The organism is Pseudomonas sp. 1912-s (assembly GCF_029269205.1).
Classification (GTDB): Bacteria; Pseudomonadota; Gammaproteobacteria; order Pseudomonadales; family Pseudomonadaceae; genus Aquipseudomonas.
In genome coordinates, this window is record NZ_JARIXR010000026.1 from 103,705 (window position 1) to 129,306 (window position 25,602).

Annotated in this window: 18 protein-coding genes; 6 read left to right on the forward strand and 12 right to left on the reverse strand. The window is 63.6% G+C overall.

Annotated elements, in window-relative coordinates; genetic code table 11:
* Positions 1 to 23 precede the first annotated feature (23 nt).
* Positions 24 to 908: a sugar nucleotide-binding protein gene (locus P3C29_RS25850; RefSeq protein ID WP_010174642.1), complete on the reverse strand. Its 885-nt coding sequence runs from the start codon at positions 906 to 908 to the stop codon at positions 24 to 26.
* A gap of 200 nt (positions 909 to 1,108) precedes the next feature.
* On the opposite strand from P3C29_RS25850, the gene P3C29_RS25855 reads away from it, so the two are divergent.
* A complete protein-coding gene (locus P3C29_RS25855) occupies positions 1,109 to 5,389 on the forward strand; it encodes a DEAD/DEAH box helicase (RefSeq protein WP_275965814.1) in 4,281 nt (1,426 codons plus the stop codon).
* A gap of 116 nt (positions 5,390 to 5,505) precedes the next feature.
* Here P3C29_RS25855 and P3C29_RS25860 read toward each other — a convergent pair whose 3' ends face one another.
* Complete coding sequence (locus tag P3C29_RS25860) at positions 5,506 to 7,623, reverse strand: mechanosensitive ion channel domain-containing protein (RefSeq protein WP_275965815.1); 2,118 nt, start codon at positions 7,621 to 7,623, stop codon at positions 5,506 to 5,508.
* 177 nt (positions 7,624 to 7,800) lie between these two features.
* Here P3C29_RS25860 and P3C29_RS25865 point away from each other — a divergent pair, with 177 nt between their 5' ends.
* From P3C29_RS25865 to P3C29_RS25880, 4 genes are all read left to right on the forward strand, one after another.
* Positions 7,801 to 9,003 (forward strand): MFS transporter, encoded by a 1,203-nt coding sequence (locus P3C29_RS25865; RefSeq protein ID WP_275965816.1) that lies wholly within the window; start codon positions 7,801 to 7,803, stop codon positions 9,001 to 9,003.
* A 213-nt stretch (positions 9,004 to 9,216) separates the two neighbouring features.
* Positions 9,217 to 9,993, forward strand: a complete 777-nt coding sequence (locus tag P3C29_RS25870; protein WP_169386428.1) for an endonuclease/exonuclease/phosphatase family protein — start codon at positions 9,217 to 9,219, stop codon at positions 9,991 to 9,993.
* A complete protein-coding gene (gene clsB / locus P3C29_RS25875; protein WP_275965817.1) occupies positions 9,990 to 11,288 on the forward strand; it encodes a cardiolipin synthase ClsB in 1,299 nt (432 codons plus the stop codon). Before P3C29_RS25870 ends, clsB begins: the two co-directional genes overlap by 4 nt.
* Positions 11,266 to 12,246, forward strand: coding sequence for a lysylphosphatidylglycerol synthase domain-containing protein (locus P3C29_RS25880; RefSeq protein WP_010174630.1), 981 nt, complete (start codon positions 11,266 to 11,268; stop codon positions 12,244 to 12,246). Before clsB ends, P3C29_RS25880 begins: the two co-directional genes overlap by 23 nt.
* Here P3C29_RS25880 and P3C29_RS25885 read toward each other — a convergent pair.
* From P3C29_RS25885 to P3C29_RS25895, 3 genes are all read right to left on the reverse strand, one after another.
* Entirely contained in the window at positions 12,233 to 12,985 is a 753-nt protein-coding gene (locus P3C29_RS25885) for an alpha/beta fold hydrolase (protein ID WP_169386431.1), read from the reverse strand. The genes P3C29_RS25880 and P3C29_RS25885 overlap by 14 nt on opposite strands.
* Complete coding sequence (locus P3C29_RS25890) at positions 12,975 to 14,084, reverse strand: DUF3182 family protein (RefSeq protein ID WP_275965818.1); 1,110 nt, start codon at positions 14,082 to 14,084, stop codon at positions 12,975 to 12,977. Before P3C29_RS25890 ends, P3C29_RS25885 begins: the two co-directional genes overlap by 11 nt.
* A 171-nt stretch (positions 14,085 to 14,255) precedes the next feature.
* Positions 14,256 to 15,236, reverse strand: a complete 981-nt coding sequence (locus P3C29_RS25895) for a helix-turn-helix domain-containing protein (protein ID WP_275965819.1) — start codon at positions 15,234 to 15,236, stop codon at positions 14,256 to 14,258.
* A gap of 96 nt (positions 15,237 to 15,332) precedes the next feature.
* Between P3C29_RS25895 and P3C29_RS25900 the strand changes: the two genes are divergently transcribed.
* Positions 15,333 to 15,887 carry a cysteine hydrolase family protein gene (locus tag P3C29_RS25900; RefSeq protein ID WP_275965820.1) on the forward strand — a complete coding sequence of 185 codons (555 nt, stop codon included), beginning with the start codon at positions 15,333 to 15,335 and terminating at the stop codon, positions 15,885 to 15,887.
* Between the two features lie 36 nt (positions 15,888 to 15,923).
* Here P3C29_RS25900 and P3C29_RS25905 read toward each other — a convergent pair whose 3' ends face one another.
* Genes P3C29_RS25905 through P3C29_RS25935 form a run of 7 tightly spaced genes read right to left on the reverse strand, consistent with a single transcriptional unit; the run spans position 15,924 to position 25,496 of the window.
* Positions 15,924 to 16,715 (reverse strand): cyclase family protein, encoded by a 792-nt coding sequence (locus tag P3C29_RS25905; RefSeq protein ID WP_177132414.1) that lies wholly within the window; start codon positions 16,713 to 16,715, stop codon positions 15,924 to 15,926.
* The gene (locus tag P3C29_RS25910; RefSeq protein ID WP_275965821.1) at positions 16,712 to 17,710 is read right to left on the reverse strand and encodes a fumarylacetoacetate hydrolase family protein; all 999 of its coding nucleotides are present in this window, start codon (positions 17,708 to 17,710) and stop codon (positions 16,712 to 16,714) included. Before P3C29_RS25910 ends, P3C29_RS25905 begins: the two co-directional genes overlap by 4 nt.
* A gap of 26 nt (positions 17,711 to 17,736) precedes the next feature.
* Entirely contained in the window at positions 17,737 to 18,966 is a 1,230-nt protein-coding gene (locus P3C29_RS25915) for an MFS transporter (protein ID WP_010174616.1), read from the reverse strand.
* Positions 18,963 to 21,383, reverse strand: coding sequence for an MMPL family transporter (locus P3C29_RS25920; RefSeq protein ID WP_275965822.1), 2,421 nt, complete (start codon positions 21,381 to 21,383; stop codon positions 18,963 to 18,965). The genes P3C29_RS25915 and P3C29_RS25920 overlap by 4 nt, the downstream gene beginning before the upstream one ends.
* Complete coding sequence (locus P3C29_RS25925) at positions 21,380 to 22,435, reverse strand: YCF48-related protein (protein ID WP_275965823.1); 1,056 nt, start codon at positions 22,433 to 22,435, stop codon at positions 21,380 to 21,382. Before P3C29_RS25925 ends, P3C29_RS25920 begins: the two co-directional genes overlap by 4 nt.
* Entirely contained in the window at positions 22,435 to 23,784 is a 1,350-nt protein-coding gene (locus P3C29_RS25930) for a DUF1329 domain-containing protein (protein ID WP_169386438.1), read from the reverse strand. The genes P3C29_RS25925 and P3C29_RS25930 overlap by 1 nt, the downstream gene beginning before the upstream one ends.
* A 38-nt stretch (positions 23,785 to 23,822) precedes the next feature.
* Complete coding sequence (locus P3C29_RS25935) at positions 23,823 to 25,496, reverse strand: DUF1302 domain-containing protein (protein WP_242487117.1); 1,674 nt, start codon at positions 25,494 to 25,496, stop codon at positions 23,823 to 23,825.
* Positions 25,497 to 25,602 lie beyond the last annotated feature (106 nt).

Here is a 25,602-nt window from a genome sequence, read left to right on the forward strand (position 1 = left end):
CCACATTTTGCTTTGTGTTGTTTTCAGCTATGTCGGTAAAACCGGTCGAGCAATGCCGGCAACCCGGCCCGCCAGGCCCGTGGCTTGATGCCGAAGGTGTGGAGGATTTTCTTGCAGGCCAGCACCGCGTGCTGCGGTTCATCGGCCGCATCCGGGCGCGCGGCGTGGGCCTGGGCGGTCGGCGCTTCCACGGCCAGCGGGTGGAAGTTGCGCGCCTCGGTGAGGATCGCCTGCCCCAGCGCCAGCGGGGTGGTCGCTTCGTGGCCGGCGTAGTGGTAAGTGCCCCACAACGGCGCTGCGCAATCGAGTTGCTTGAGCACCGAGATGATCACCCGCGCGGCATCGTCCACCGGCGTCGGGTTGCCCCGGCGGTCGTCGGCCATCAGCAATTCGTCTGGTTTTTCGGCACGGGCCAGGAAACGCCCGAGGGTGCCGTCGACGCTGTCATCCAGCAGCCAGCCAAAGCGCAACAGCACGTGTTGCGGGCAGGTGGCGCGTACGCTCTGTTCGATGCGCCACAACGCCTGGCCACGCAGGCCTAACGGTACGGGTTCGTCTTTTTCGCTGTAGGCCGTGGCGCGGGAGCCATCGAACACGCGGTAGCTGGACGGTTGCAGCAAGGTGATGCTGTGGTGCTGGCACAGTTCGGCCAGGCGCTCGATGGCGTATTCCTGCGCGGCCAGACGCGTCTCGCTGACCGTCTCCGCCTGAAACCAGTCAAAGTAATAGGCGAGATTGATCAAGGCATCGGGACGGGTGTCGTCGAGCAGTTGCGTGAGGCTCGCGGCATCCCAGCCGTCTTGGGGCGGGCGCGGGGCGAGGAAACCGATGTCTTCCTCCGCGCCGAGGCGAATCAGCGCCTGCCCGAGGGCATTCCCGCCGCCCAGTAACATAAGGCGCATTCGCATAGATTGAGCAGGCCCGGTCTGTTTGGAACGATGGTTATTATCGACAGGCTTGTGAGCCATGCCGTTGGCATTTGCCAGAATCGTTGCATTTTGCGGGTTTGTAGCGCAACCGTCACTTATAAAGTGCGGGGTTGCAGTGTGGTGAGCGGGCTTGCCCCGCGCTGGGCTGCGCAGCGGCCCCAATAAGGTAGGATTGCCCCATGAACCTTCCTGAATCAACGGACACGGTCTTGAACGGTTTCCACCCCGCCGTCAGCACCTGGTTCCGCAGCACGTTCCCGTCGGTGACCGCCGCCCAGGCCCAGGCGTGGCCGCTGATCCGCCAGCGCCGCTCGACCCTGATCGCCGCGCCCACCGGCTCTGGCAAGACCCTCACGGCCTTTCTCGCCGTGCTGGACGACCTTGTGCATCAAGGCCTGGCCAATGGCGGCCAACTGCCAGACCAGACCCTGGTGGTCTACGTCTCGCCACTGAAGGCCTTGTCCAACGACATCCAGATCAACCTGCAAAACCCGCTGGCCGGCATCACCGAGCACCTGCAGCGCCTGGGCCTGCCGCCGCTGGCGATCCGCACCGCCGTGCGTACCGGCGACACCCCGCAGAAAGACCGCGCCCTGATGCGCAAGCACCCGCCGCATATCCTGGTCACCACCCCGGAATCACTCTACGTGCTGCTGGGCTCGGACTCCGGCCGACAGATGCTCGCCAGCATCCGCACGGTGATCGTCGACGAAATCCACGCCATCGCCGCCAGCAAACGCGGCAGCCACCTGGCCCTGACGCTGGAACGCTTGCAGGGCTTGTGCCGCGAGCCACTGACCCGCATCGGCCTGTCGGCCACGCAAAAGCCCATCGAAGCGGTGTCGCGCTTTCTGGTGGGCACCGACCGCCCCTGCGAAATCGTCGACATCGGCCACGCACGCCCACGGGACCTGGATATCGAAGTACCGCCGGTGCCGCTGTCGGCCGTCATGGCCAACGACGTGTGGGATCTGGTCTACGACCGCCTAGCAGAGCTGGCCAGGCAACACCGCACCACGCTGATTTTCGTCAACACCCGGCGCCTGGCCGAGCGCCTGGCCCGGCACTTGAGCGAGCGCCTGGGCAAAACCGCCGTCGCCGCCCACCACGGCAGCCTCGCCAAAGAACTGCGACTGGACGCCGAACAACGGCTCAAGGCCGGCGAGCTGCAAGTGCTGATCGCCACCGCGTCCCTGGAATTGGGGATTGATATCGGTGACGTCGATTTGGTGTGCCAGATCGGCTCGCCCGGCTCGATCAACGGTTTCCTGCAACGCGTCGGACGGTCCGGGCACCAGGTCGGCGGCACGCCCAAAGGCCGGTTGTTCGCCACCACCCGCGACGACCTGATCGAGTGCGCCGCCCTCCTCGACTGCGTGCGCCGGGGCGAACTGGACACCTTGCTGATCCCGGTCGCGCCGCTGGATGTGCTGGCCCAGCAGATCATCGCCGAAGTCAGCTGCCAGGAATGGCAGGAACAGGCCCTGCTCACGCTGATTCGCCGCGCCGCGCCCTACGCCGAGCTGGATGAACGTCATTACCAGGCGCTGCTGCAAATGCTCGCCGAAGGCTACAACGGCCGCCAGGGCATCCGCAGCGCCTACCTGCACCGCGACGCCATCACCCGCACCCTGCGCGGCCGGCGTGGCGCCAAGCTCACCGCCTTGACCAGCGGCGGCACCATCCCCGACAACGCCGACTACAGCGTGCTGCTGGAGCCGCAAAGCCTGAACATCGGCAGCGTCAACGAAGACTTCGCGGTGGAAAGCATCGCCGGGGATATCTTCCAGCTGGGCAACACCTCCTATCGGATCCTGCGGGTAGAAACCGGCAAGGTGCGGGTCGAAGACGCCCATGGCCAGCCACCGACCATTCCGTTCTGGCTCGGTGAAGCGCCGGGGCGCAGTGCGGAGTTATCGTTTGCCGTGGCGCGATTGCAGGGGCAACTCGACGAGTTGCTCGCCGCCACGCCGGGTAACCTGCAACCGGCGCTCGACTGGCTGACCGGCAGCCTCGGATTGAACCTCGCCAGCGCCGAACAACTGGTGGATTACCTGGCGCGGGCGCGGCTGGCATTGAGCGCGTTGCCGTCCCAGGACACGTTGATCATGGAGCGGTTTTTCGACGAGTCCGGCGGCACTCAACTGATCATCCACACGCCGTTCGGCAGTCGCATCAACCGCGCCTGGGGCCTGGCGTTGCGCAAGCGTTTTTGCCGCACCTTCAACTTCGAACTGCAAGCCGCCGCCAGCGAGGATGCGATCGTGTTGTCGCTGTCCACCAGCCACAGCTTTGAGCTGGACGAAGTGTGGCGCTACCTCAACAGCAACACGGCCGAGCACATCCTGATCCAGGCCGTGCTGGATGCGCCGCTGTTCGGTGTGCGCTGGCGCTGGAATGCCGGGGTGGCCCTGGCACTGCCGCGCTATACCGGCGGGCGCAAAGTGGCGCCGCAGATCCAGCGCATGAAGAGTGAAGACTTGATCGCCAGCGTGTTCCCCGACCAGATAGCGTGCCTGGAAAACCTCGCCGGCGAGCGCGAAGTGCCCGAGCATCCGCTGGTGGAGCAAACCCTCGACGACTGCCTGCACGAGGCCATGGACAGCGAAGGCTGGCTGGCCCTGCTGCGGCGCATGGAGCGCGGTGACATCCGCCTGATCAGCCGCGATCTGCCGTCACCCTCGCCCCTGGCGGCAGAGATTCTCAGCGCCCGCCCCTACACCTTTCTCGACGACGCGCCGCTGGAGGAGCGCCGCACCCAGGCCGTGCTCAACCGACGCTGGAGCGACCCGCAAAGCACCGACGACCTCGGCGCGCTGGATGCCGAGGCGATTGCCGGTGTGTGCGAGGAAGCGTGGCCGGCACCCAATGGCCTGGACGAGATGCATGAGGCGTTGATGAGCCTCGCGTGCATCGCTGAATCGGAAGTCACGCTGCAGTGGGCCGAGTGGCTGCACGCCCTGGCTGACGGTGGGCGGGCCAGCCGCTTGCAGATCGGCACCGACCGGGCGATTTGGGTGGCCCTGGAACGCTTGAGTTGCTTGGCCGCGATCTATCCGAATGACCTGCCGTTGTTGCCGGGTTTCGATGAACCCTGGACGTTCGACGAAGCCCTGGTGGAAGTGCTGCGGGCGCGCCTGAGCGGCTTCGGCCCGTTGACCTTGACCCAGATCGCCGCGCCCCTGGCCTTGCCGGTGGCCGACGTGTCCCAGGCACTCGCACGGCTGGAAAGCGAAGGATACGTGCTGCGCGGCCGCTTCAGCCCGGGCGCCAGCGACGAACAATGGTGCGAGCGCCACCTGCTGGCGCGCATTCACCGCTACACGGTCAAGCGCCTGCGCCGGGAAATCGAACCGGTGGCGTTGCAGGATTTCATGCGGTTCCTGTTCGACTGGCAGCACTTGTCAGACGGCACTCGCGGCCAGGGCAGCGCGGTGTTGCCGCAGATCGTCGCGCAGTTCGAAGGCTACGCCGCCGCGACGTCGGCCTGGGACAGCGACTTGCTCAGCGCACGGATCAAGGATTACTCGCCGAGTTGGCTGGACGATTTGTGCCGCAGCGGCAAGGTGGTGTGGACACGCCTGAGCAACAAGGCCGGCGCGACGGCCCTGCGCAGCACGCCGGTGGTGCTGTTGCCCCGCAGCCAGGTGCCGTTGTGGAGTGGGCTGACCGAGGCGCCTGACAGCGCCGAGCTGTCGCCCAAGGCGCAGAAAGTCCATCAGGCGCTGCGGGAAAACGGTGCGCTGTTTTTCGATGAGTTGATCCACGAAGCCCATCTGCTGCGCAGCGAATTGGAAACCGCCTTGCAGGAACTGGTGGGCGCCGGGCTGGCGAACGCCGACAGCTTCGCCGGCCTGCGCGCACTGACTACCCCCGCGAGCAAACGCCAGGCCCGCAGCAGTCGGCGCGGGCGCGGTGCGTTTGTGGGCGGGATGGACGATGCCGGGCGTTGGGCGCTGGTGCGACGGGCACCGGTGGCGGACGGCACCCGACCGGCGTCGCACTCGGCCGAGACACTGGAGCATGTGGCAATGACCTTGCTGCGCCGCTACGGCGTGGTGTTCTGGCGCTTGCTGGAGCGTGAGGCGGATTGGCTGCCCAGCTGGCGTGAATTGCTGCGCACCTTCCATCGGCTGGAAGCCCGGGGCGAGATTCGCGGGGGGCGGTTTGTCAGTGGACTGGCCGGGGAACAGTTTGCGTTGCCGGAAGCGATCCCGCTGCTACGGGAAGTTCGGCGGCGGCCTCATGATGGAAGCTTGATTGCGGTGTGCGGCGCCGATCCGCTGAATCTGGTGGGCACGCTGCTACCGGGGAGCAAGGTGCCGGCATTGAGCGGCAATCGGCTGGTTTACCGGGACGGTTTGCCGGCTGCGGTGGAGATTGCCGGCAAGCAGCTGATGCTATTGGAGTTGGATCAGCAGGAGGCCGAGTTGGTGCGAGAAAAACTGATCAGGCACTGAAGTGTGTGGCGCCTGTGCCGACCTCATCGCGGGCGAGCCCGGCTCCCACATTTGATCGCATTCCAACTGTGGGAGCTGGCTTGCCTGCGATGAGGCCAGTACTGCCACCATAAAAACTATTGGGTGCGCGGCTGCTCCGTCAGCACCACCGACGAAGGCACCTCGTCCTCCGGCTCATCCACCTGCTGCCCCACCCGCTGCGGCAGCATCACCTGCTGTGGATAAGTTTGCGCGAAGTGAACAAAGGCGCAGTTATCCACAAGCTTTTTCAGCCGCTGGTTAAACGCGCGACTCACCGCATATTGCCCGCCCGACACCGTCCGGAACTGCGCCGTCAGCACCACACCGTTGAGGTCCATCTTGTCGACGCCAAACACCTCCAGCGGCCCTTGCAGGTTGTACTTGAGGAACACGTCATCGCGAATCGACTGCCCCGCTTCGCGGATCAACTCCACCGCCTTGTCGACATCGGTGTCGTAGGTGAACTGCACCGAGAAGAACGCATAGGCGAATTGCCGCGACTGGTTGGTAACGGCCTTGATCTGGCCGAATGGCACCGAATGCACAAACCCCTTGCCGTCCCGCAGGCGCAGGGTACGGATGGTCAGGCCCTCGACCGTGCCGGCGTGGCCGGAGTCGAGCACCACCCAGTCACCAATCGACAGGGTGTCTTCGATGATGATGAACAGCCCGGTGATCACGTCCTGCACCAGTTGCTGTGAGCCAAAACCAATCGCCAGGCCGACCACCCCGGCACCCGCCAGCAGCGGTGCAACGTTGATCCCCAGATTCGCCATGGTGGTGATCGCGCAGATCACCACCAGGATGATTTTCACCGCATTGCGCAGCAGCGGCAGGATGGTTTTTACCCGCGTGCTCGGCTGGCGGCTGGAGCGTTTGTTGACCGGCGGTTTCAACGCTTCCTGGATCGCCGTGTCGAGCACCACCCAGAACAACCAGGTCACCAACAGGATCAAACCAATGCTGCTCAGGGAGTCGCTGATGGCCCGGCCCACGGAGTTGCGCTGGGCAAACTCAAACAGCGAGACGCCCCAGATACGCCCGAGGATTTCGATAAAGGCGATGGCCATGACGATGCGCAACAGCGCGTGCAGCAGGCTGAGGAACCGCTCCTTGTAGGCGCTGCTGCGCTGCACCGCCACCGTGCTGCGGGACTGGAACAGGTGCTGCAACACGGTGCTGAGGAATACGGTGCCGATCAGCAAAATCGTGGTGAACAGCGCGCAGCGCAGGGCTTTCTGGCTGTCGTCGCCGGCGCCGATCAGGTTGATCGCCGAGACCAGCACCATCAGCAAAATCGGCCAATACCACAGGCCGGAAAACACCCGCAGGGATTGCTGCACCGCCGGGTGTTTCAAGCGTTGGGCGAGTGGCCGGTTGCGGATCAAATGCGCCACCGGGCGACGCAGGCGAATCACCAGCATGCCGAAAATCACCGAGGCAAACAGCCCGGTGAAGATCGCGACGCTGGCGGTGATATTGCCCCCCAGTTGGCGGGCGATCTGCGGGCTGGTCAATGCGTCGCAGAGGGCGGCGAGGAAGCCGATCAGGAACAGCGGCTTGGGGCAGTAGTCACGAATGATCTGCACGGCCGGGCGCTTGTGGCCGACGTTGAACATGACGATGACGCACAGCAGCATCGAGGTGGAAAAAATACCACTGCTGGTGGCGTAGGCAAAACACAGCGCCAGCGCACGCCCCACGGAAGTGGGCAGGAAGTGGCTGACGTAAAGCGTCAATGGCAGGCAGATCAAGGCCGGGACGGTGTAGGGAATCAGGTAACCCAGCAACGCCTGAAGGCGCTGGCGCGTTGCGATATGCCGCTGCCGGCTCAGGCGTCTGACGATAAACCGCCCGAGCAGCGTCAACGCAGCGAAGGCGCCGATCCACACCCCGGACAACAACAGGAAATCCCCGGCCACGCTCCATGAGGAGCGTTCGGACGGCTGGTTGACCAGCTTGTCTACCTCATCCGCCGCCCGATCAGCCCGCAGGCGCCAGGCGTCTACCAGGTTCTGGTTAAGGTCGAGTTTTTCCTGCACATCATCGATGCTGGAACTGATGGCGCCGAGCAGGCCGCCTTCCACCAACAGTTCCGGCTTGGCCGGGGCGGCAGGCTCCGGAGCCGCGGGGGCGGTGGCCGCCGCTTGCAGCGCGCCATTGCCGCAAAACAGCAGCGCGGCGAGCAGTAGCACAGTCTTTAAATTCAACAAAACACCGGGCTCCTTCAGAAGGGTCTGTAAGGAACTGACGGGTTTGGCGCCCGATCGTTCCCCCGGCGCGCGGATCCGTGCGCGCCAGGCAAATATCAAATGCCAATACCTGTCTTTTTCCGCACAAGCCAACCACCGAGACTGCGCTCCTGATTGAAACCCACCGGAGTTGCAGCCATGCCCATTGCCTTGCTCGCGCTGACCCTCAGCGCTTTTGCCATCGGGACGACCGAGTTCGTCATCGTTGGCCTGTTACCCACCATCGGCGCCGACCTTGGCGTCAGCCTGCCGTCCGCCGGCCTGCTGGTCAGCCTCTACGCCCTGGGCGTGGCCATCGGCGCGCCGGTGCTCACCGCCCTGACCGGCAAAGTGCCACGCAAACTGCTGCTGTTGTCGCTGATGGTGCTGTTCACCCTCGGCAACCTGCTGGCCTGGCAGGCGCCGAGTTATGAATCCCTGGTGCTGGCGCGGATCGTCACCGGCCTGGCCCACGGGGTGTTTTTCTCGATTGGTTCCACCATCGCCACCAGCCTGGTGCCCAAGGAAAAAGCCGCCAGCGCGATTGCCATCATGTTTACCGGCCTGACCGTGGCATTGGTGACCGGTGTGCCGCTGGGGACGTTTATCGGCCAGCACTTCGGCTGGCGCGAAACCTTCCTCGCCGTCTCGGCCCTGGGCTTGATCGCGTTTATCGGCAGCCTGCTCTATGTGCCGAACAACATCGCCCACAGCAAGCCGGCGTCGCTGTTGCAGCAACTGCAAGTGCTGAAACAACCACGCCTGCTGTTGGTGTACGCCATGACAGCGGTTGGTTACGGCGGTTCGTTCATCGCGTTCACCTACCTGGCGCCGATCCTTCAGGAGATCTCCGGTTTCAGCGCCGGCACCGTCAGCCTGGTGCTGCTGGTGTACGGCATCTCGGTGGCCATCGGTAACATCTGGGGCGGCAAACTGGCCGACAAACGCGGCCCGATCAGCGCCCTGAAAATCATCTTCGCCCTGCTCGCCGCCGTGTTGTTCATGCTGACGCTGACGGCCGGCAATCCATGGCTGGCCCTGGCCACCGTGTTGGTGTGGGGCGCGGTCGCCTTCGGCAACGTGCCGGGCTTGCAGGTGTACGTAGTGCGCCAGGCGGAACACCACACGCCGAACGCGGTGGACGTGGCCTCGGGTTTGAACATCGCAGCGTTCAATGTGGGGATCGCCGGTGGCGCGTGGGCCGGCGGCTTGATCGTCGCCCACATGGGCTTGATCCACACCGCGTGGATTGGTGGCTCGGTGGTGTTGGTGGCCCTGGCGCTGACGGCCTGGAGCGGGCGTCTCGACCGGTTGGGGCCGGTGTATGCCGTGAGCTCGACCCGCGTGGTTGGCGGGCACTGATTCCGCAACGATAAAGAACCCAATGTGGGAGCGGGCTTGCTCGCGAAGGCAGTGTGTCAGTCAACAGAGATATCAACTGATCCACCGCCTTCGCGAGCAAGCCCGCTCCCACATTTTGCTGTGTGCCGTCTGTAAGGGCGCCGAAACTTTCTGCCAAATTCCACAGTCATCCAAAAACGGAGGTCACTCGACACCCAACCGACGGGAGCAACCATGACCCACCCGGAGCTGATGCCGACCACACCCATCGAAGCCATCACCCGCTTCAGGGTGCTGACGGTCAACACCCACAAGGGCTTCACCGCGCTCAACCGGCGCTTCATCCTGCCCGAGCTGCGGGAGGCTATTCGCAGCGTGGCCGCCGACGTGGTGTTCCTCCAGGAAATCCACGGCACCCACGAGCGCCATCCCAAGCGCTACAGCAATTGGCCGAGCATGCCGCAGTACGAGTTCCTCGCCGACAGTATCTGGCCGCAATACGCCTACGGTCGCAATGCGGTGTATCCCCATGGCGATCACGGCAATGCGTTGCTGTCGAAATTCCAGATCATCCGCTACGACAACCTCGACATTTCCCAAAGCGGCCACGAAAGCCGCGGGCTGCTGCATTGCGTGCTGCGCCTGCCGGGCAACGTGCAGGAGGTGCATGCGATCTGCGTGCACCTGGGGCTGCGGGAGGTGCATCGCCAACAGCAACTGCGATTGATTGCCCAGCGGATCGCCGAGATACCAGCCGACGCGCCGGTGATTGTCGCCGGTGACTTCAATGACTGGCGCCAGCGGGCCGATCTTGCCCACTGCGGGCTGCGCGAAGTGTTTATCGAAACCCAGGGCAAGCCGGCCCGCACCTTCCCGGCGCGCCTGCCGTTGCTGCCCCTGGACCGCATCTACGTGCGCAACCTCAAGGTGCATCAGCCGCAAGTCCTGACCAGCCGTCCGTGGTCGCATTTGTCGGACCACGCGCCGTTGTCGGTGGAGATCGAGTTATGAACAGCGCGCCGCTGGAGAAGGTGGCGGTGGAACACATCGCGACCGATCAACCGCCCGACGATGCGGCGGCCCGTGACCTGAATTACAGCTGGCAAAGCGGCAACCAGGTTGAGCTGCTGGAGAACGGCGAGGCCTATTTCCCCAAGGTGTTCGAGGCCATGCGCCAGGCCCAACGGGAGATCTTGCTGGAGACTTTTATTCTGTTTGAAGACAAGGTCGGCCATGAGCTTCAGCGCATTTTGATCGAGGCGGCGCAGCGTGGCGTAAAGGTGGTCGCCAGCCTCGACGGATTTGGTTGCGGCGAGCTGAGCCCGGGGTTTCTCGGGGAGCTGAGCCAGGCCGGCGTGACCGTGCAGATGTTCGACCCGGCGAGCAAAACCCTTGGTTTTCGCACCAACTGGTTTCGCCGCCTGCACCGCAAGATTGTGGTGGTGGATGCCAGCGTGGCGTTTATCGGCGGGATCAATTTTTCGGCCGATCACCTGGGAGATTTCGGCCCCGAAGCCAAGCAGGATTACGCCGTGCAGGTGCAAGGCCCGGCGGTGGCCGACCTGCATCATTTCGCCCTCGCACAAAGTGGCCGGCGCGTGCGCAAGCGGCGTGGCTGGCGGCGCGAACAACAGCCATCGCCCTGGGCGGCGGGCGAAGGTGATGGCCGGGTGCGGCTGATTTACCGCGACAACCTGCAACACCGTTCCGACATCGAAGAAGCCTACCTGCACGCCCTGCGCAAAGCCCAGCGGCGGGTGGTGATTGCCAACGCCTACTTCTTCCCCGGCTATCGCCTGCTGCGGGAGATTCGCAATGCAGCGCGGCGCGGTGTGCAGGTGCAATTGATCATGCAGGGCCAGCCGGATGTGCTGCTGGCCAAGCTCGCGGCGCGCATGCTCTATGACTATTTGCTCAAGGAAGGCGTGGTGATCCACGAATATTGCCAACGCCCGCTGCACGGCAAGGTTGCCTTGGTGGATGAAGAATGGAGCACCGTGGGTTCGAGCAATCTCGACCCACTGAGCCTGGCGCTGAACCTTGAGGCCAATGTGCTGATCAGTGATCGCGGGTTCAATCAGCAGTTATTCGAACGCCTGGAATACCTCAGTCAAAACCACTGCAAGACCATGCCGGAAAACCGCACGCCCCGCGGCTGGTTCTGGCGGGTCACGGTGGGTTTTGTGGTGTTCCACGTGCTGCGGCATTTTCCCTCGTGGACCGGCTGGTTGCCGGCCCATAAACCGAGGTTGAAACCCTTCGTTCACCAGGAGCGCCCGGACCATGACCCAAGCCCGCACCGCTGAACAAAGCGCCCACCCCGGCTTTTTAAAGCGCTGGAAAAAGCCGCTGACGGTGGTGTTTTTCCTGGTGCTGATTGTGTTGTTCACCCTGCTCGCCCGGCGTATCGACTGGAGCGAAGTGTTCGACACCCTGGGCGACTTCAAGCTGCGCACCTTGCTCATTGCAGGCGCGCTGACCCTGTGCAGTTTCCTGGTGTACTCGTGCTTCGACCTGATCGGCCGCACCTACATCCGCCAACCCTTGCGCTGGAAGCAGATCTTGCCGGTGGGCATCATCAGCTATGCCTTCAACCTCAACCTGAGTGCCTGGGTCGGTGGCATTGCCATGCGCTACCGCCTGTATTCACGGCTGGGGGTCAGCAGCGGGAATATCGCGAAGATCCTCGGCTTGAGCCTGGCCACCAATTGGTTCGGCTACATGGCGATTGCCGGCGCGGTGTTCAGCAGCGGGCTGGTGACATTGCCGCCGGGGTGGAAGCTCAGCAGTGGCGCGCTGCAAGGGGTGGGCGTGCTGCTGGTACTGGCGAGCCTGGGTTATCTGCTGGCGTGTCGCCTGTCGAAAAAGCGCGCGTGGTCGGTGCGCGGGATTGAAATCAGCCTGCCTTCGCTGCGCATGGCCGTGCTGCAACTGGCACTCGGTGCGCTGAACTGGTCACTGATGGCCGCGGTGATTTTTACCCTGCTGCCCAAGCAACTGGATTACCCGGTGGTGCTCGGGGTGTTGCTGATCAGCAGCATCGCCGGGGTGGTTACACACATCCCGGCGGGGCTTGGGGTGCTGGAGGCGGTGTTTATCGCCCTGCTGCAACACGAAGCCTCCCGCGGCAGTTTGCTCGCGGGATTGATCGCCTACCGCGCGATCTACTTCATCCTGCCGCTGCTGGTGGCCCTGGTGATGTACCTCGCGGTGGAAGCCAAGGCCAAGGCGTTGCGCGTGAAGAAGACGCCTACGACTGGATGATGCTCAAGCGCTCGCCCACCACCATCTCGGTAATCCAGTCCACCAGGATCGAAGTGTAGGCCTGCTGGGAGATCGGGTCACTCAGGGAGTGATCGGCACCATCGATGATCCGGTGGGTCAGCGAGTGTGTCTGCTGGCAGGCGGCGCGGTAACTCATGATGGTGGCGTGGGGCACGTGATCATCGGTTTCGGATTCAACGATCAGCACATCGCCGGTAAACGCTGCGCAGGCATGCAACGCGCGATTGGTTTCGGCGTGCACAAACGTCCCGCGATAATCCATCAGGTCGGCTTTATCGAGGTCGCGTTTGGGCTTGAGCCATTCCTGGTCGCGGTACAGTGCCGGCACCCGCAGCGCCAACCAGCGCACGGGCCTCAACGAGGTAAGGATGGCCGCCAGGTAACCGCCGTAGCTGGTACCGACCACGGCCACCGCCGAGGTGTCGATGGCCGGGTGTGACAGCAGGCGGTCGTAGGCGGCCAGCAGGTCGCGCAGGTTGTCTTCGCGGGTGACGCGGGACAGTGGAATACCGTTACCGGCATGGCCGCGCAGGTCGAAGGTCAGGCACACGCAGCCGAGCCCGGCGATCCCTTTGGCGCGTTCCAGATCACGTTCCTGGCTCCCGCCCCAGCCGTGCACAAACAACACCCCCGGCACTTTCGATTTGGGACTGAGGAAGGTCCCGCTCATCTGTTCGTCGTCGATATCAATGGCAATGGTTTCACTTCTAGCCGTCATAAGATTTGACCGTTACGTACTTGAGAAGAAAGTCGCTGTTTTCCGCCGGGCCCCGGTACACCTCGATCGCGTCAGCCGGCAGTGGCTGGTCGACGTAGGTCTCTACCGACGACACATGAATCGCCTTCAGCCCGGGATTGTTGACGAAGCTTTGCAGCGCCGCGACTTCCGCGCTGCTGGCCCCGCCCATGCGCCAGGATTGCTCCAGCACGCCGCTGCGGCGCTGGCCGTCGCTGTCCAGGCCCTGGGCGATGTCGTAATTGCGCCGCGAGGCATAGAACCCGGGGTAGGCCTCATCTGCCGCGTTATCGAAGGTTTGGGCCTGTTCGATCGCCAGGCGCACGTCATCGGGCAAGTCCAGCCTGAGCAGGTCTTCGTAGTAGCCCTGGACCACCAGCAGGTTAGAACCACCATAGACCTCTTCGCCCTGCCCGTCCCGGGTCAGGTATTGATCACCGCAGTAGCTGATGACGTGATCGCCGATAAAGCTCTGGCCAACACTGTGGGTGACCACATCGTGCAGGTCCTGCTCCAGCACCACGCCCTCGCCGAACAGTTGCGCCGCCTCGGGCCGCGCGAGAATGGCGTCGAATTCATCGAGGCTGCGGATCACTTCCTGGCCGCGACCGGCACACGCATGCACGGGCTTGAGGCGGATCGGCCCGGTGTACAGCAAATGGGTCGCCGCCGGCCGCGCGTCTTCCAGGGCATGCACACTCAAGCCATCCAGCACCACATTGCGGATGCGCTCGGCAAACAGCGGCGACCAGCCTTCAGGCGCCACCGCCTCGTTACTCAGCAAGCCGTGGCTGATGGCCTTGGTGCAAATGAAGTCGTGGTCGACATAACCGCCCCACAAGTCCTCGGGGCCTTTGACGCCCAACTGCCGCGCCTGGGCCGCGCCGACCAGGGTCTGGGTAGGTAACAGGTAGAGATCGCGCCCACTGTGCAGCTCTGGGTTATAGCTGCCGCCGTATTTGAGCCCGAGGATGTGCGCCAGCCAGCGGGCCAGGGCGCGGTTGGTTTCGACTTCGTGCAACGGCGCGTCCGGTCGGATTGAATGCGCCACCACGATTTTCTTGCGATTTGTCGGGGTCATGCGTCCCCCTTGGCTGTGCTGCCATGTGTGTAGGGAAACGGTTGCAGGGATCAAGCCAAGGCGGCGTCTGGTTAAACCCGAGGGTAATCAAACGATTGAGGAAAAAGCGATGGCACTTGGCCTGTTTTATTCTGCACGAAGGGCTCCTGATGTCGCGGCGTTCTGCACGATTCAGCCCTGGGTCTTGGTCGGTGTCACACCAAAACGGCTGCGGTAGTCGCTTGGCGCCAGCCCGGTGATTTTCTTGAAGGTGGCGCGGAAGGCGCCCGGGTCCTGATAGCCCACGGTCCAGGCGATGTGATCAATGGTGCCATTGGTGAACTCGAGCATCTGCCGTGCCTTGCCGACCCGCAGGTGCTGGCAGTATTCAGTGGGTTTCAAACCGGTGGCGGCGCGAAACCGCCGCAGGAAGGTGCGCTCCTCAAGCCCCGCCTCCTGAGCCATGGCCGCCAACGAAACATCCACCGCACCGCTGGCCTGCAGCCAATGTTGCACCTTGAGAATCGCAGCGTCGCCATGGGCGAGGATCGGTGCAAAGTTACTGCCGCACTCACTGGCGCTGTCACTGTGCTCGATCACCAGGAAGCACGCGGTGCTGGCGGCGATGCTCGGGCCGAGCAGGCGGTCAACCAGGCGCAGGCCGAGTTCGGACCAGGCCATCAGCCCGGCGGTGGTGATCAGGTCGCCGTCGTCGACAATGGGTTTGTCGGCTTCCAGGCGAATCGCCGGGTAACGGGCGGCGAAAGACTTGGCCGACGTCCAGTGCGTGGTGGCGCTGCGCCCGTCCAGCAGGCCACTTTCCGCCATCAGGATCGAGCCCACGCACACTCCGCCCAGAATGGTCCCGCGGCGGTGCTGCTGGCGTAGCCAATCCAGCAATTCGGCGGAGGCCTGGCCTTCGGAAAACCCCGCGATCGAGGGCGGAATCAGCAAGGCCGTGAGCGATTGGCCGCTGCCGGGCTGGCTGTCGAACACCCGGGTCGGTGCGTGGCCGGTTTCCGCCTGCCAATGGCTGATGCGCAACGCCGGCAATTGCGCGGACTGATGCTCGGCCGCGATCCGGTTGGCGACAGCGAACAGGTCGGTCAAGCCATGCACGGCGGCCATTTGCGCGCCGCTGTAGATCAGCACGCCAAGTTCGACGATCGCCATTGTCAGTTTTCCCTCTGTTATTGTCGGTGCGGCCAATCCCCAGGCGCCACGCCAGCCACGATACTGGACGCATCAACCATCACAAGGAAACCAAACATGGCCAAGCAAGCGCTCATCCTAATCGATATCCAGAACGACTACTTCCCCCAGGGCAAGTGGCCGCTTGACGGTGTGGACGCAGCAGCAGACAAGGCGCAGCAAGTGCTCCAGGCGTTTCGCCAGGCGGGCGATGCAGTGATTCATGTACGCCACGAGTTCACCTCCGACGATGCGCCCTTCTTCACCCCGGGTTCGGAAGGTGCGCATTTGCACCCCAAGGTTCTGAACCAGGCGGACGAGCCGGTGGTGCTCAAGCATTTCGTCAATGCGTTCCGCGACACCAACCTGCGGGCGTTGCTGGAACAACGCAGCATCACCGAGTTGGTCGTGGTCGGCAGCATGAGCCACATGTGCATCGACGGCGTGGCGCGTGCAGCGGCGGACCTGGGCTACACAGTGACCGTGATCCACGATGCCTGCGCCACGCGGGACCTGGAATTCAACGGCACCACCGTGCCGGCGGCCCAGGTGCATGCGGCGTTCATGTCGTCGCTGGGGTTTGCTTATGCGAGCGTGGTGTCGGCTGAAGCGTATTTGAACGCACAGGGCTAAACCTGAAACCGTGCGGCCTCACTAGGAGGCCGCCGATCAAAGGGTTTCCTCGAAAATCGCTACCGCCCGGACAAAACCGGCAGAGGCGTGTTTGATCTTGTAGGGGAAACACGACACTTCAAAACCGTGGGCCGGCAGCGCGTCCAGGTTGGCCAGCTTTTCCATCTGCCCATAGCCGATATCCCGTCCCGCCTTGTGCCCTTCCCAGATGATCGAGCTGTCACCGCTGGCCGCAAACCGCGCCCGGGTATGGCTGAACGGTGCGTCCCAACTCCAGGCATCGGTGCCCACCACGCGCACCCCGCGCTCCAGCAAATACAAGGTGCCCTCGCGGCCGATCCCCACGCCTGCGTCCAGGTAGCCCGGCTGGCCGAACAAGGCTCCCGCACGGGTATTCACCAGCACGATGTCCAGCGGCTGCAACACATGGCCGATACGCTGCAGCTCAGCCTCGATTTGTGCAGCGCTGACCACATGGCCGTCCGGCAAGTGGCGAAAATCGAGCTTCACGCCCGGGCGCAGGCACCAGTCCAGCGGGATTTCATCAATGCCATAGGCCGGCTTGCCGCCATCGGTGGTCGAGGCGTAATGCCACGGCGCATCCATGTGCGTGCCGCTGTGGGTGGTGATGTTCAGGCGCTCGGCCGCCCAGGCTTCCTGGCCGGGCATGTCGTCGATACACAGGCCCGGAAACATCGCGAGTAGCTCCTGGATACCGCCCTGGTGGTCGACGTACTCGATCTTCGGCAGCAGCGGTGGCGGGTCGGTGTAGGGGTTGTTTTCAAGGGTGACCGACAGGTCCACCAGACGACGTTTGCGTTCAGTCATGAAAGCGCCTCTTGAGTCAGTAAGGTGGAATCCACCAGGCGCTGGTCGATGGCGCCGAATACCGACTCGCCCTCGTTGTCCAGTGCCTCGATGCGAATGCGGTCGCCAAACTGCATGAACCCGGTCAGCGGCTGCCCGTGGTCAATCATCTCGATGGCCCGGCGCTCCGAAATACACGCCGAACCCACCGCGCGGTCGACGTTGGACACGGTACCGGAGCCGATGATGGTGCCGGCACGCAAGCGCCGGGTGCGTGCGGCGTGGGCGATCAGGTCAGCGAAGCTGAAGCTCATCTCGGCGCCATGGGGCGCGCCAAACCAGCCCTGGTTCCAGGTGACGCTCAGGGGCAGGCACACCCGCCCGTTGTGCCAGGCAGCGCCAAGCGCTTGCGGAGTGACGGCCACCGGCGAAAAACTCGACGAGGGCTTGGCCTGGAAAAACCCGAAGCCGGTGCTGACTTCATGCAGCAGGAAGCCCCGCAGGCTGACGTCGTTGACCAACAGCACCAGCCGCACGTACTGCAACGCCTCATCGGCGGGGCAGCCCATCGGCACCTCATCGACGATCACGGCGAATTCGCCCTCGAAATCGATTCCGTGATTCACGTCCGGCAAAGGCACATCGTCGCAAGGCCCGAGGAAATCGTCGCTGGCGCCCTGGTACATCAACGGAATGCGCTCGTCGGCCATGGGCGGCAGGCTGAAGGCTTTTTGCAGCAGGTGCGCGTGGTTGAGAAACGCCGAACCGTCGCACCACTGATAAGCCCGGGGCAATGGCGCTGCGGCGTGTGTGGGGTCAAACGCAAACGATTCGGGCGCTTGCCCCAGGTTAAGCAACTGGTAGTGCCGGCTCAGCACCGGTTCGGCCTCGGCCCAATTCTCCAGCGCCTGTTGCAAGGTCGCAAAAGGCGGAGCGATGACCGCGTGGCGCAGGTCTCGGGAGACCACCACTAACTGGCCGTCGCGATGGCCGTTTTTCAACGTAGCGAGTTTCATCGAGCATTCCTCAGGGAATAAAACGGTTAATGCAGGACCATGTCGTCCGACACTTGAATCGGATCAAGCAGCCGCACGCCGGCCAGCCACGGTGCGATCAGCGAAACCAGGGCCGCCAGCAGCAATCCCCAGCCGACCATGGCCACCGCGCCTACACGCCCATCGGACACACCGGACAACGCCATGACCAATAACGGGCTGGCAAACTGGCCGCCGAAAAAACCCGCGTTGAACAGGCCGGTGCCTTTGCCGCGGTGTTCGAAGCTCAGGGTGGAAAGTGCCCAACTGAGGACCGTGGGCAACGCCAGCCCACCGCCCAGGCCGTTGACCATCACGGCGATGACCGCCGTGCGGTAGTCGACGGCGTTGGCCAGCAGCAAAATGCCGATGCCGGACACCACAAACGCCAGCGCCAGCAGCAAGCCCGGGCCGAACCGGCTCAGGCGCCGGAAGCACAGGGCACCGACAAACACCGCCGAATGGCCCAGGCCGATGGCCATGCCAATGCGCTGCGGCGAATCAATGCCGATGTGTTCCAGCAGGAAACCGGTTTGCACCGGAACAATGAAAAAGCCCAGGGACGCCAGCACGGTCATGCCGCAAATCACCGACAGTGAGCGCCAGGGAAAACCTGTGCTCCGCGCCACCTCGACCGCCGCGCTGGCGCCCCGCAACGATTCGCGCAACGCCAGGTGCATCAACGGCGCAAGCAGCAGGCCCACGATGTACACCGCAAACGGCAGGCGCCAACCGTGCTCGCCGATGATTCCGCCCAGCATGAAAAATGCGGTGGCCGACAGTGAGGTGACGATGGTTTGCCACGAGAGCAATTGCACTCGGTCGCGGCCGTCGAAGTAGTCGCCGATCAGCGCGGTGCAGCAGGTCATGATCGCCGCCTCCGCCAGGCCCAGGCCGGCGCGGCTGAGCAGAATCGCGTCGAGGTTATCCAGCACCAGCGGCAGCGGCCCGCAGATGCCATACAGCAGCATCGCCAGCACCAGCAGGCGCTTGCGCCCGATGCGGTCGGAGAGCCAGCCGGCGAACGGCGAAAACAACGCGATCATCAGCGCCGGCAACGTCAGCACGATGGGCACGATCAGCCCGACGTTGGCGGTGCCGGAAAAGTGTTCGGCGATGCGGGGCAACACCGGGGCAATCAACACCCCACCGAGAATCGGCAGGCAACTGCCGAGCAACAACAACGGGCCTGATCCGCGCGGGCGAGGCGCGGGGGCAGCTTGCGAGGACGGGTTCATGCGGGGTTTCCTATTGTTGTTATCGGGTGTTCAAAAGGTGCATCAGGCAGCAGGAAATGCGCCAGGGCCGGCAGGAACACCAGTGCACCGAGCATGTTCAGCAGGAACATGAAAGCCAGCAGAATGCCCATGTCTGCCTGGAACTTGATCGGTGAAAAACCCCAGGTGGCGACGCCGACTGCCAGGGTTACCCCCGTCAGCATCACCACTTTGCCAGTGAACAGCAGCGCCTGGTAATAGGCTTGGGACAGGCTGTCACCTGCCTTGCGCCGCGCCAGCAAAATGCTCATGACGTACAGCGCGTAGTCCACGCCGATGCCGACGCCCAAGGCGATCACCGGCAAGGTCGCAACCTTGACGCCGATGCCCAGCCACACCATCAGCACCTCGCACAGGATCGAGGTGAGCATCAGCGGCAGGATCACGCAGACCACCGCGGCAAGGGAGCGGAAGGTCAGCAGGCACAGCACGATCACCGCGCCGTAGACCCAGTACAACATGTCGTGATTGGCCTGCTTGACCACGATATTGGTCGCGGCTTCGATGCCCGCATTGCCGGCCGCCAGCAGGAACTTCACGTCGGCGGTGTCATTGGCCTGGGCGAAGGCCTCGATTTCGTTCACCAGCCGCGTCAACGTCACGGCTTTGTGGTCACGCAAGTAGGCGTAGAGCGTGAGGGTGTTGCAACTCTGGTTGAACAGCTCACGCGGTGCCCGCCCGGTGATGGAGTTGAGCAACGCCTGGTTCCGGGTCAGGTCATACCACTTCGGGTTGCCTTCGCTCATGCCCACCAACAGGCTGCGGTTGAGGCTGGCCAGCGACGCCGTGGACTCCACGCCCGGCAGTTGGCGCAAGCGCCACTCCAGTGCATCCACGCGCATCAAGGTGGTGTAGTCGGAGCAGGCGCCGTCAGGTGTGCGCACGATCACCGCGAACACGTCGCTGCTGGCGCCGTAGTGGGCGACCATAAACCCGTTGTCGCGGTTATAGCGCGAGTCGGCCCGCAGCTCCGGGGCGCCGGCGTCGAGATCGCCGACTTGCAGCTGCTGGCTGACCCACCAGCCGCCGCCGGCCAGCAATGCGCTGATCATCAGCGTGCCGGTGGCCCAGCGGCGCTGGGTAAACCGGTCGAGGAACGCCCACAACGGATGCTTGCGCCCATGCCGGTCAGCCTCTTCACTGCGCAGGCTGCGAGCGGCGGCCCGGGCACTGACACCCCAGTAGCTGAGGAGAATCGGCAGCAGGATCAGGTTGGTGAACACCAGCACCGCGACACCCATGCTGGCGATCAATGCCAGGTCCTGGATGACCTTGATGTCGATCAGCATCAACACGCCAAACCCCACCGCGTCACACAGCAAGGCGGTAAGGCCGGCGAGAAACAACCGCCGAAAGGTGAAGCGCGCCGCCACTTGCCGGTGCATGCCGCGCCCGATGTCTTGCATGATGCCGTTCATTTTCTGTGCGCCATGGCTCATGCCGATGGCCAACACCAGGAACGGTACAAGCACCGAATAGGGGTCAAGTTCGAACCCCAGCAACGCCACCAGGCCCAGTTGCCAGACCACCGCAATCAACGAGCAGGCCATCACCAGCAAGGTGCTGCGCAGGCAGCGGGTGAATGCGTAGAGCATCAGCGTGGCGATCAGAATCGCCGCCGCGAAAAACAGCAGCACCTGGCGCAACCCATCGATCAGGTCGCCCACCACCTTGATGAAACCGGTGATGTGAATCGTCAGGCCCTGAGCCTGGAACTCGCTGCGCAGTTGCTCCAGCTGTTGGGACAACGCGCTGTAGTCGAGGGCTTTACCGGTTTGCGCGTCGACGTCCATCAAGGGCACGAAGATCAGGCTGGAGCGGCCGTCCAGGGCGATGGTCTGGCCGATCTCACCGGAGCGCGTGGCATTGCGGCGCACCGTTTCCAGGCTGCTGGCCGAACCGTCGTAGTCATCGGGGATCACCCGGCCGCCTTCCACGCCCTCCTCGGTCACCGCCATCCAGCGCATGTTGGGGGTCCACAGGGATTTCATGAAAGGCCGGTCGACACCCGGCAGCAAAAATACTTTGTCGTTAAGACGGGCCAGCAATTCCAGGTAGTGCGCGTCGTAAATGGTGGTGCCGGGCGCCTCGACGGCGATGCGAACCGCGTTGCCCAACCCGGTGAGTTCCTTTTGGTTGGCCAGGTAATTGGCAAGGTAGGGATGCCCCGTGGGGATCATTTTTTCAAAGCTGGCGTTGAGCCCAAGGCGGGTGCTGGCGGCGCCGAGGCCCAGGGTCAACAGCAGGCACAGCCACAGCACGAGGCTGCGATGGTTGAACAGCGCCCGCTCAATCAGCGAGCCGGAATGGCGGTCGAAGTCCTGGAGACTGTGCTCAGGGCCTCGCTGCAGGTCGAGCGGATTACGAAGATGCGTCATTGCCCGTTCACCTGTTCCAATCGTTTGATGCCGCGCGCGCCCACCACGACCCACTGGCCGTCGCCCGCCTGACTGAGGGAGGCCACCGCGCCAACGGCCGGCAGCCCTTGCTCGCGTAAAGCATCACCCTCGGCGCTGAGTAAAAGGTGGCCACTCTGGTCAGCGAGCATCACACCGGCGCGGGTTGAACGCGCTGCGACCACGCTGCTGTTGAACGGGTTATTCACGGCCTGCCATTGCTGGCCCTGATCGCTACTGCGCCAGACGTTCCCGCGCAATCCCGCCACCAGAACCGAGCCATCGGCTGCCAGGTTCAGGGTAAAAAAGCTGCCGTCGTACGGGCTGGGCAACCGCGTGAAATGCGCGCCACCGTCTGCGGATGTCCACAACGCGCCCTGTTCTCCCGCGACGAAAATCCGTACGCCTTGAACAGCGATCGCGTACAGGTGATTGCCCGCCGGGTTGTCCAGGCGGTCGACCCAGGACTGCCAGCTCACGCCACCGTCTTCGGTATGCAGGATCAGGCCGAAAGCACCCACCACAGTGCCTTGCCGTTCGTTGCTGAAATGCACGGCCAGCCAGGGTTTGTCGGCACCGTCTGCGACAAATCCCTGGGCCACCTTGAGTTGCCGTGCGGAGGCGTCCGGGGCCGCACGCACGGCATCGAGTACGCGTTGGGCGGCGGCGTTGCCGTCCAGTTGGAGCTGCCAGCTTTCGCCACCGTCGACGGTGTGCAGGACCACGCCGGCATGCCCCACTGCCCAGCCTTGCGCGGCCGTGGCAAAGCTGACCGAGGTCAGGCTTGCGCTGGTGGGCACCGGGGCCTGGCGCCAGTGTTGGCCGCCGTCGTCCGAAAGCACGATCAAGCCCTGCTCACCGACGGCCACCAGGCGTGCTCCTGCCTCGGCGATATCGATAAGCACTGCCTGGGTGGGCGCCGCCACCTGCAACGCCGGGCGCTGCAGGACATCACTGACGGGCGCCTCGGCAGCATGGGCTGCCAGGCAAATGCCCAGCACGCCCAGCGCCAGCCATACGGGTTGCCCACGCATCAACGCACACCATCGGCCGCCAGGCCGTCCGGGCTGAAATCACTGTCGGGGAACGGCGCGACCACATCGTTGTGCACGCGTTTTTCGGTGACCACGTTGTGGGCCATCCAGGCACCGGTCTGCAGGTCGTACTGGCCGTACAAACCGCGCACCAGCCCGGGCAATTGCGGCATCAGGTACGGCAGTTGAAAGTAGGTGCGCCACAATTGGTGATTGGCGTCCCAGCTGTCGCCGAGTACGGCCATCCAGGTGTCTTCGTCTACGTAGAAGCGGCGCTTGGGCATGCTGTGGCGTTTGCCGGCGACCAGGTTGCCTTCAATCACCCACACGCGATGCAGTTCCCAGCGCATGTGGTCGGGGTTGAGGAAACGTTCGCCGAGGATCGCGTCGTCCTTGGCCGGTTGCAGGATCTTGTTGCTGTTGTAGGGAATCAGCATTTCCTGCTTGCCGACGATCTTCCAGTCATAGCGGTCGAGCGGTCCGGTGAATACCGAGACCTCGTCAAAGTTGGCCACACCGGAACTGGTGGGCGTGGGCGTGTCGTAAGACGACACCGGCAGTTTGCGCACACGGCGCTGGCCGGCCAGGTAGACCCAGGATTGCGGGCCGCCGTTGGCGTAATCCAGCGGCTCACGGCCCAGCAAGGCTTCACCGGCCCGTTGCGGCGGGCCGAGGTTGACCAGGCGGGTCATCCAGTACACCCCTTTGTATTCGGGTTTACCGTCCTGGAAGTAATACGGCATCTCGCGCTGCGCCTGTACCGTGGCTGACAGAATGCGCTGGCCGCTGGCGGTGATCACGTACACGTTGTAGTCGTTCTTCCAGGCCACGCCGCGCCAGCTCAGGTGATGGTTCCAGATCACTTCGGCGCCGGTGGTCGGGACAGGGAACGGAATGCCGCCACTGGCGCCTTCCAGGGTGTTGCCCTCATGAGTGAGGTGCGCGGCCGTGGCGTTTTTCAGGGTGTTGTCGTAGACCCATTGCGGCGCGGCGGCGGTGCGCCGGCTCGGGTACACGTCGATGCGGTAGGTCGGGTATTTGGCGAACAGCGCTTTTTGCCCGTCGCTGAGTTTGTCGGCGTACTGCGCGACGTTTTGCGGGGTGACCGAGTACAGCGGTTTGTCACTGGCAAAGTAGTCCGGCAGGCGCGGGCCCGGGTTGACGCCAGCCGGCACCTGGGTAAAACCCTTGTCCCACGCGGGAATACTGCCATCGGCATTGCCGGCGCGCTCGGCACCCAACGGGGTGAGCGTGGACTTGAGTTGCTGGGCCTGGGCGTCGGTTGCAGCCCAGCCTGAGGGCGCGACGGCCACCAACAGACCCGCGAGCATCAACGGTTGGAGTTTCATGAAACACACCTCTGTTTATTGTTGTTATGCAGCCACGGTCAAAATGATCGCTGGACGGTAAAGGCGATAAAGTCGCGGTCCTTGAGCGGTTGCCCATAGGTGTTGGCGTTACGGCTATCGAGGAAGTTGTCGCTGCCGCCGATGTAGTGCGTGTAGTTGAGGCCGGCCTTCCAGGTTTGCAGGTACTCAAGCTGCAGGCCGATGCTCACATCACCGCCTTTGTCGCCCACGCCGTTGTTGAATTTGCTGATCACCGACGAGCGCCCTTTCGGGTTGTAGCCCAGGCCGAGCGGCACACTCAGGTCGACGCCGGGGTACACCTGGAAGAAGTTGGGGGTGAAGCTCATGCGCACGCCCCAGGCATCGCGCTCGCTGTTGGGGTCGAGCGCGGCAGCGTTTTTGGTGATGCTGGTGCGCCGGTGCCAGGCCACTTCACCCGCCAGGCTGGCGGAGTCCCAAATGCCGTTGCTGTTGAACGAGTAGAGGCTGGAGAGCTGGGCGTGCAGCGAGTTGCCCACGGCATACAGGGCATGGCTGTCGTTGTCTCCCAAGCCCGTCGGGTTGGCCTGGGACACGCTCACCAGCGGCGTATTGCGCCGTACCGAGACTTCACCGGCAACGTTGGCATCGCCCACCGAGGTGCTGAAGCTGGCGCCAAAAGCGCGAATCCCTTCGGCGTACACCAGTTGGTATTCGCCCAGTTGACCGGTCAACGGGTTGGGCCCGCCGGGATTGGCGCGGGTGTAAACCATCGGGTCTTTGGCGTGGTAGCGGATTGCATAGAGGCCAAAATCGGTGTTCCAGTCTTCAGGCGAAAACCGCAGCGACAGACCGTACTGGCCCTTGTCATCGGCCTTGATGTCCTTGCCGTGGAAGAACGCCAACGGTTGTTGGTTGGGGCCGATCGGGCCACCCACAATCAAGCGCTCACCGCCCTCGCCCACCACATCCGAGGTGGAAAAATAACTGCCCACGGCGGGGATGCGGTTCTCTTCCCACGCAAACTGGTAGTACGCCGCCACCGAGACATTCGGCCGCAACTGGACCTGCCCGGAGAATTGGTTGACCGGGCGAATCAATTCCTTGAACGGCGTATTGGGTACAGAGGTGGCCTTGATGATGTCCACCGGTGCTTGCCCGCCCGCAATGCCGTTGGCCCCGAAGAACAGGCTTTCGCCCCACAGCACGGTGTGCCGGCCCAGGCGGAAACTGGTGGGCAGTTCGCCGAGGTTGCCCTTGCCGAAGACAAACGCATCGAGGATCTCGGCGTCGCTGCCGTGCAGCTTGCGGGTGTCGTCCGTGAAGTGGTCGTAGCTGACTGAGCGCTGATTGGCGGTGGCCGGGGAATCGTTGTCGTTGCTGCCTTCATACACGCTGTCATACCAGCCGGCCGCACTGACGCGGGCGCCGAAGTTGTTATAGCGCGCATCAAATTCGGACAGGATATTCAGCCGGTTGGAGATCAGGCCTTTGTTGAAGTTACGGTCGCTGTCGTCCTGGTTGACCGTGCTGACAAGCTTGCTGTCCCGGTCTTTGACGCGCCAGGCAGCGTTGTACTTGAGGGTGTTGTCCCAACGCAGACGCACGTCTGAATCGCCGGTGTCGATTTCAAATGCACCCGCGTGATGGACCCAGCCCACTGCGGCAAGCGCCGCGGCGAGAGTGGCCCAATGGCAAGGCGGCCGGACGCTGCTCATACGTTCCCGTTTCATCAATACCAACCTCTGACTTGTTATTTTTGTCTTGAAAGGTCTTTTGAGAACCGGCGCTCCTGCCGCTTCTGGAATCGATAATAGGGAGGGCCAAACAATCCGAACA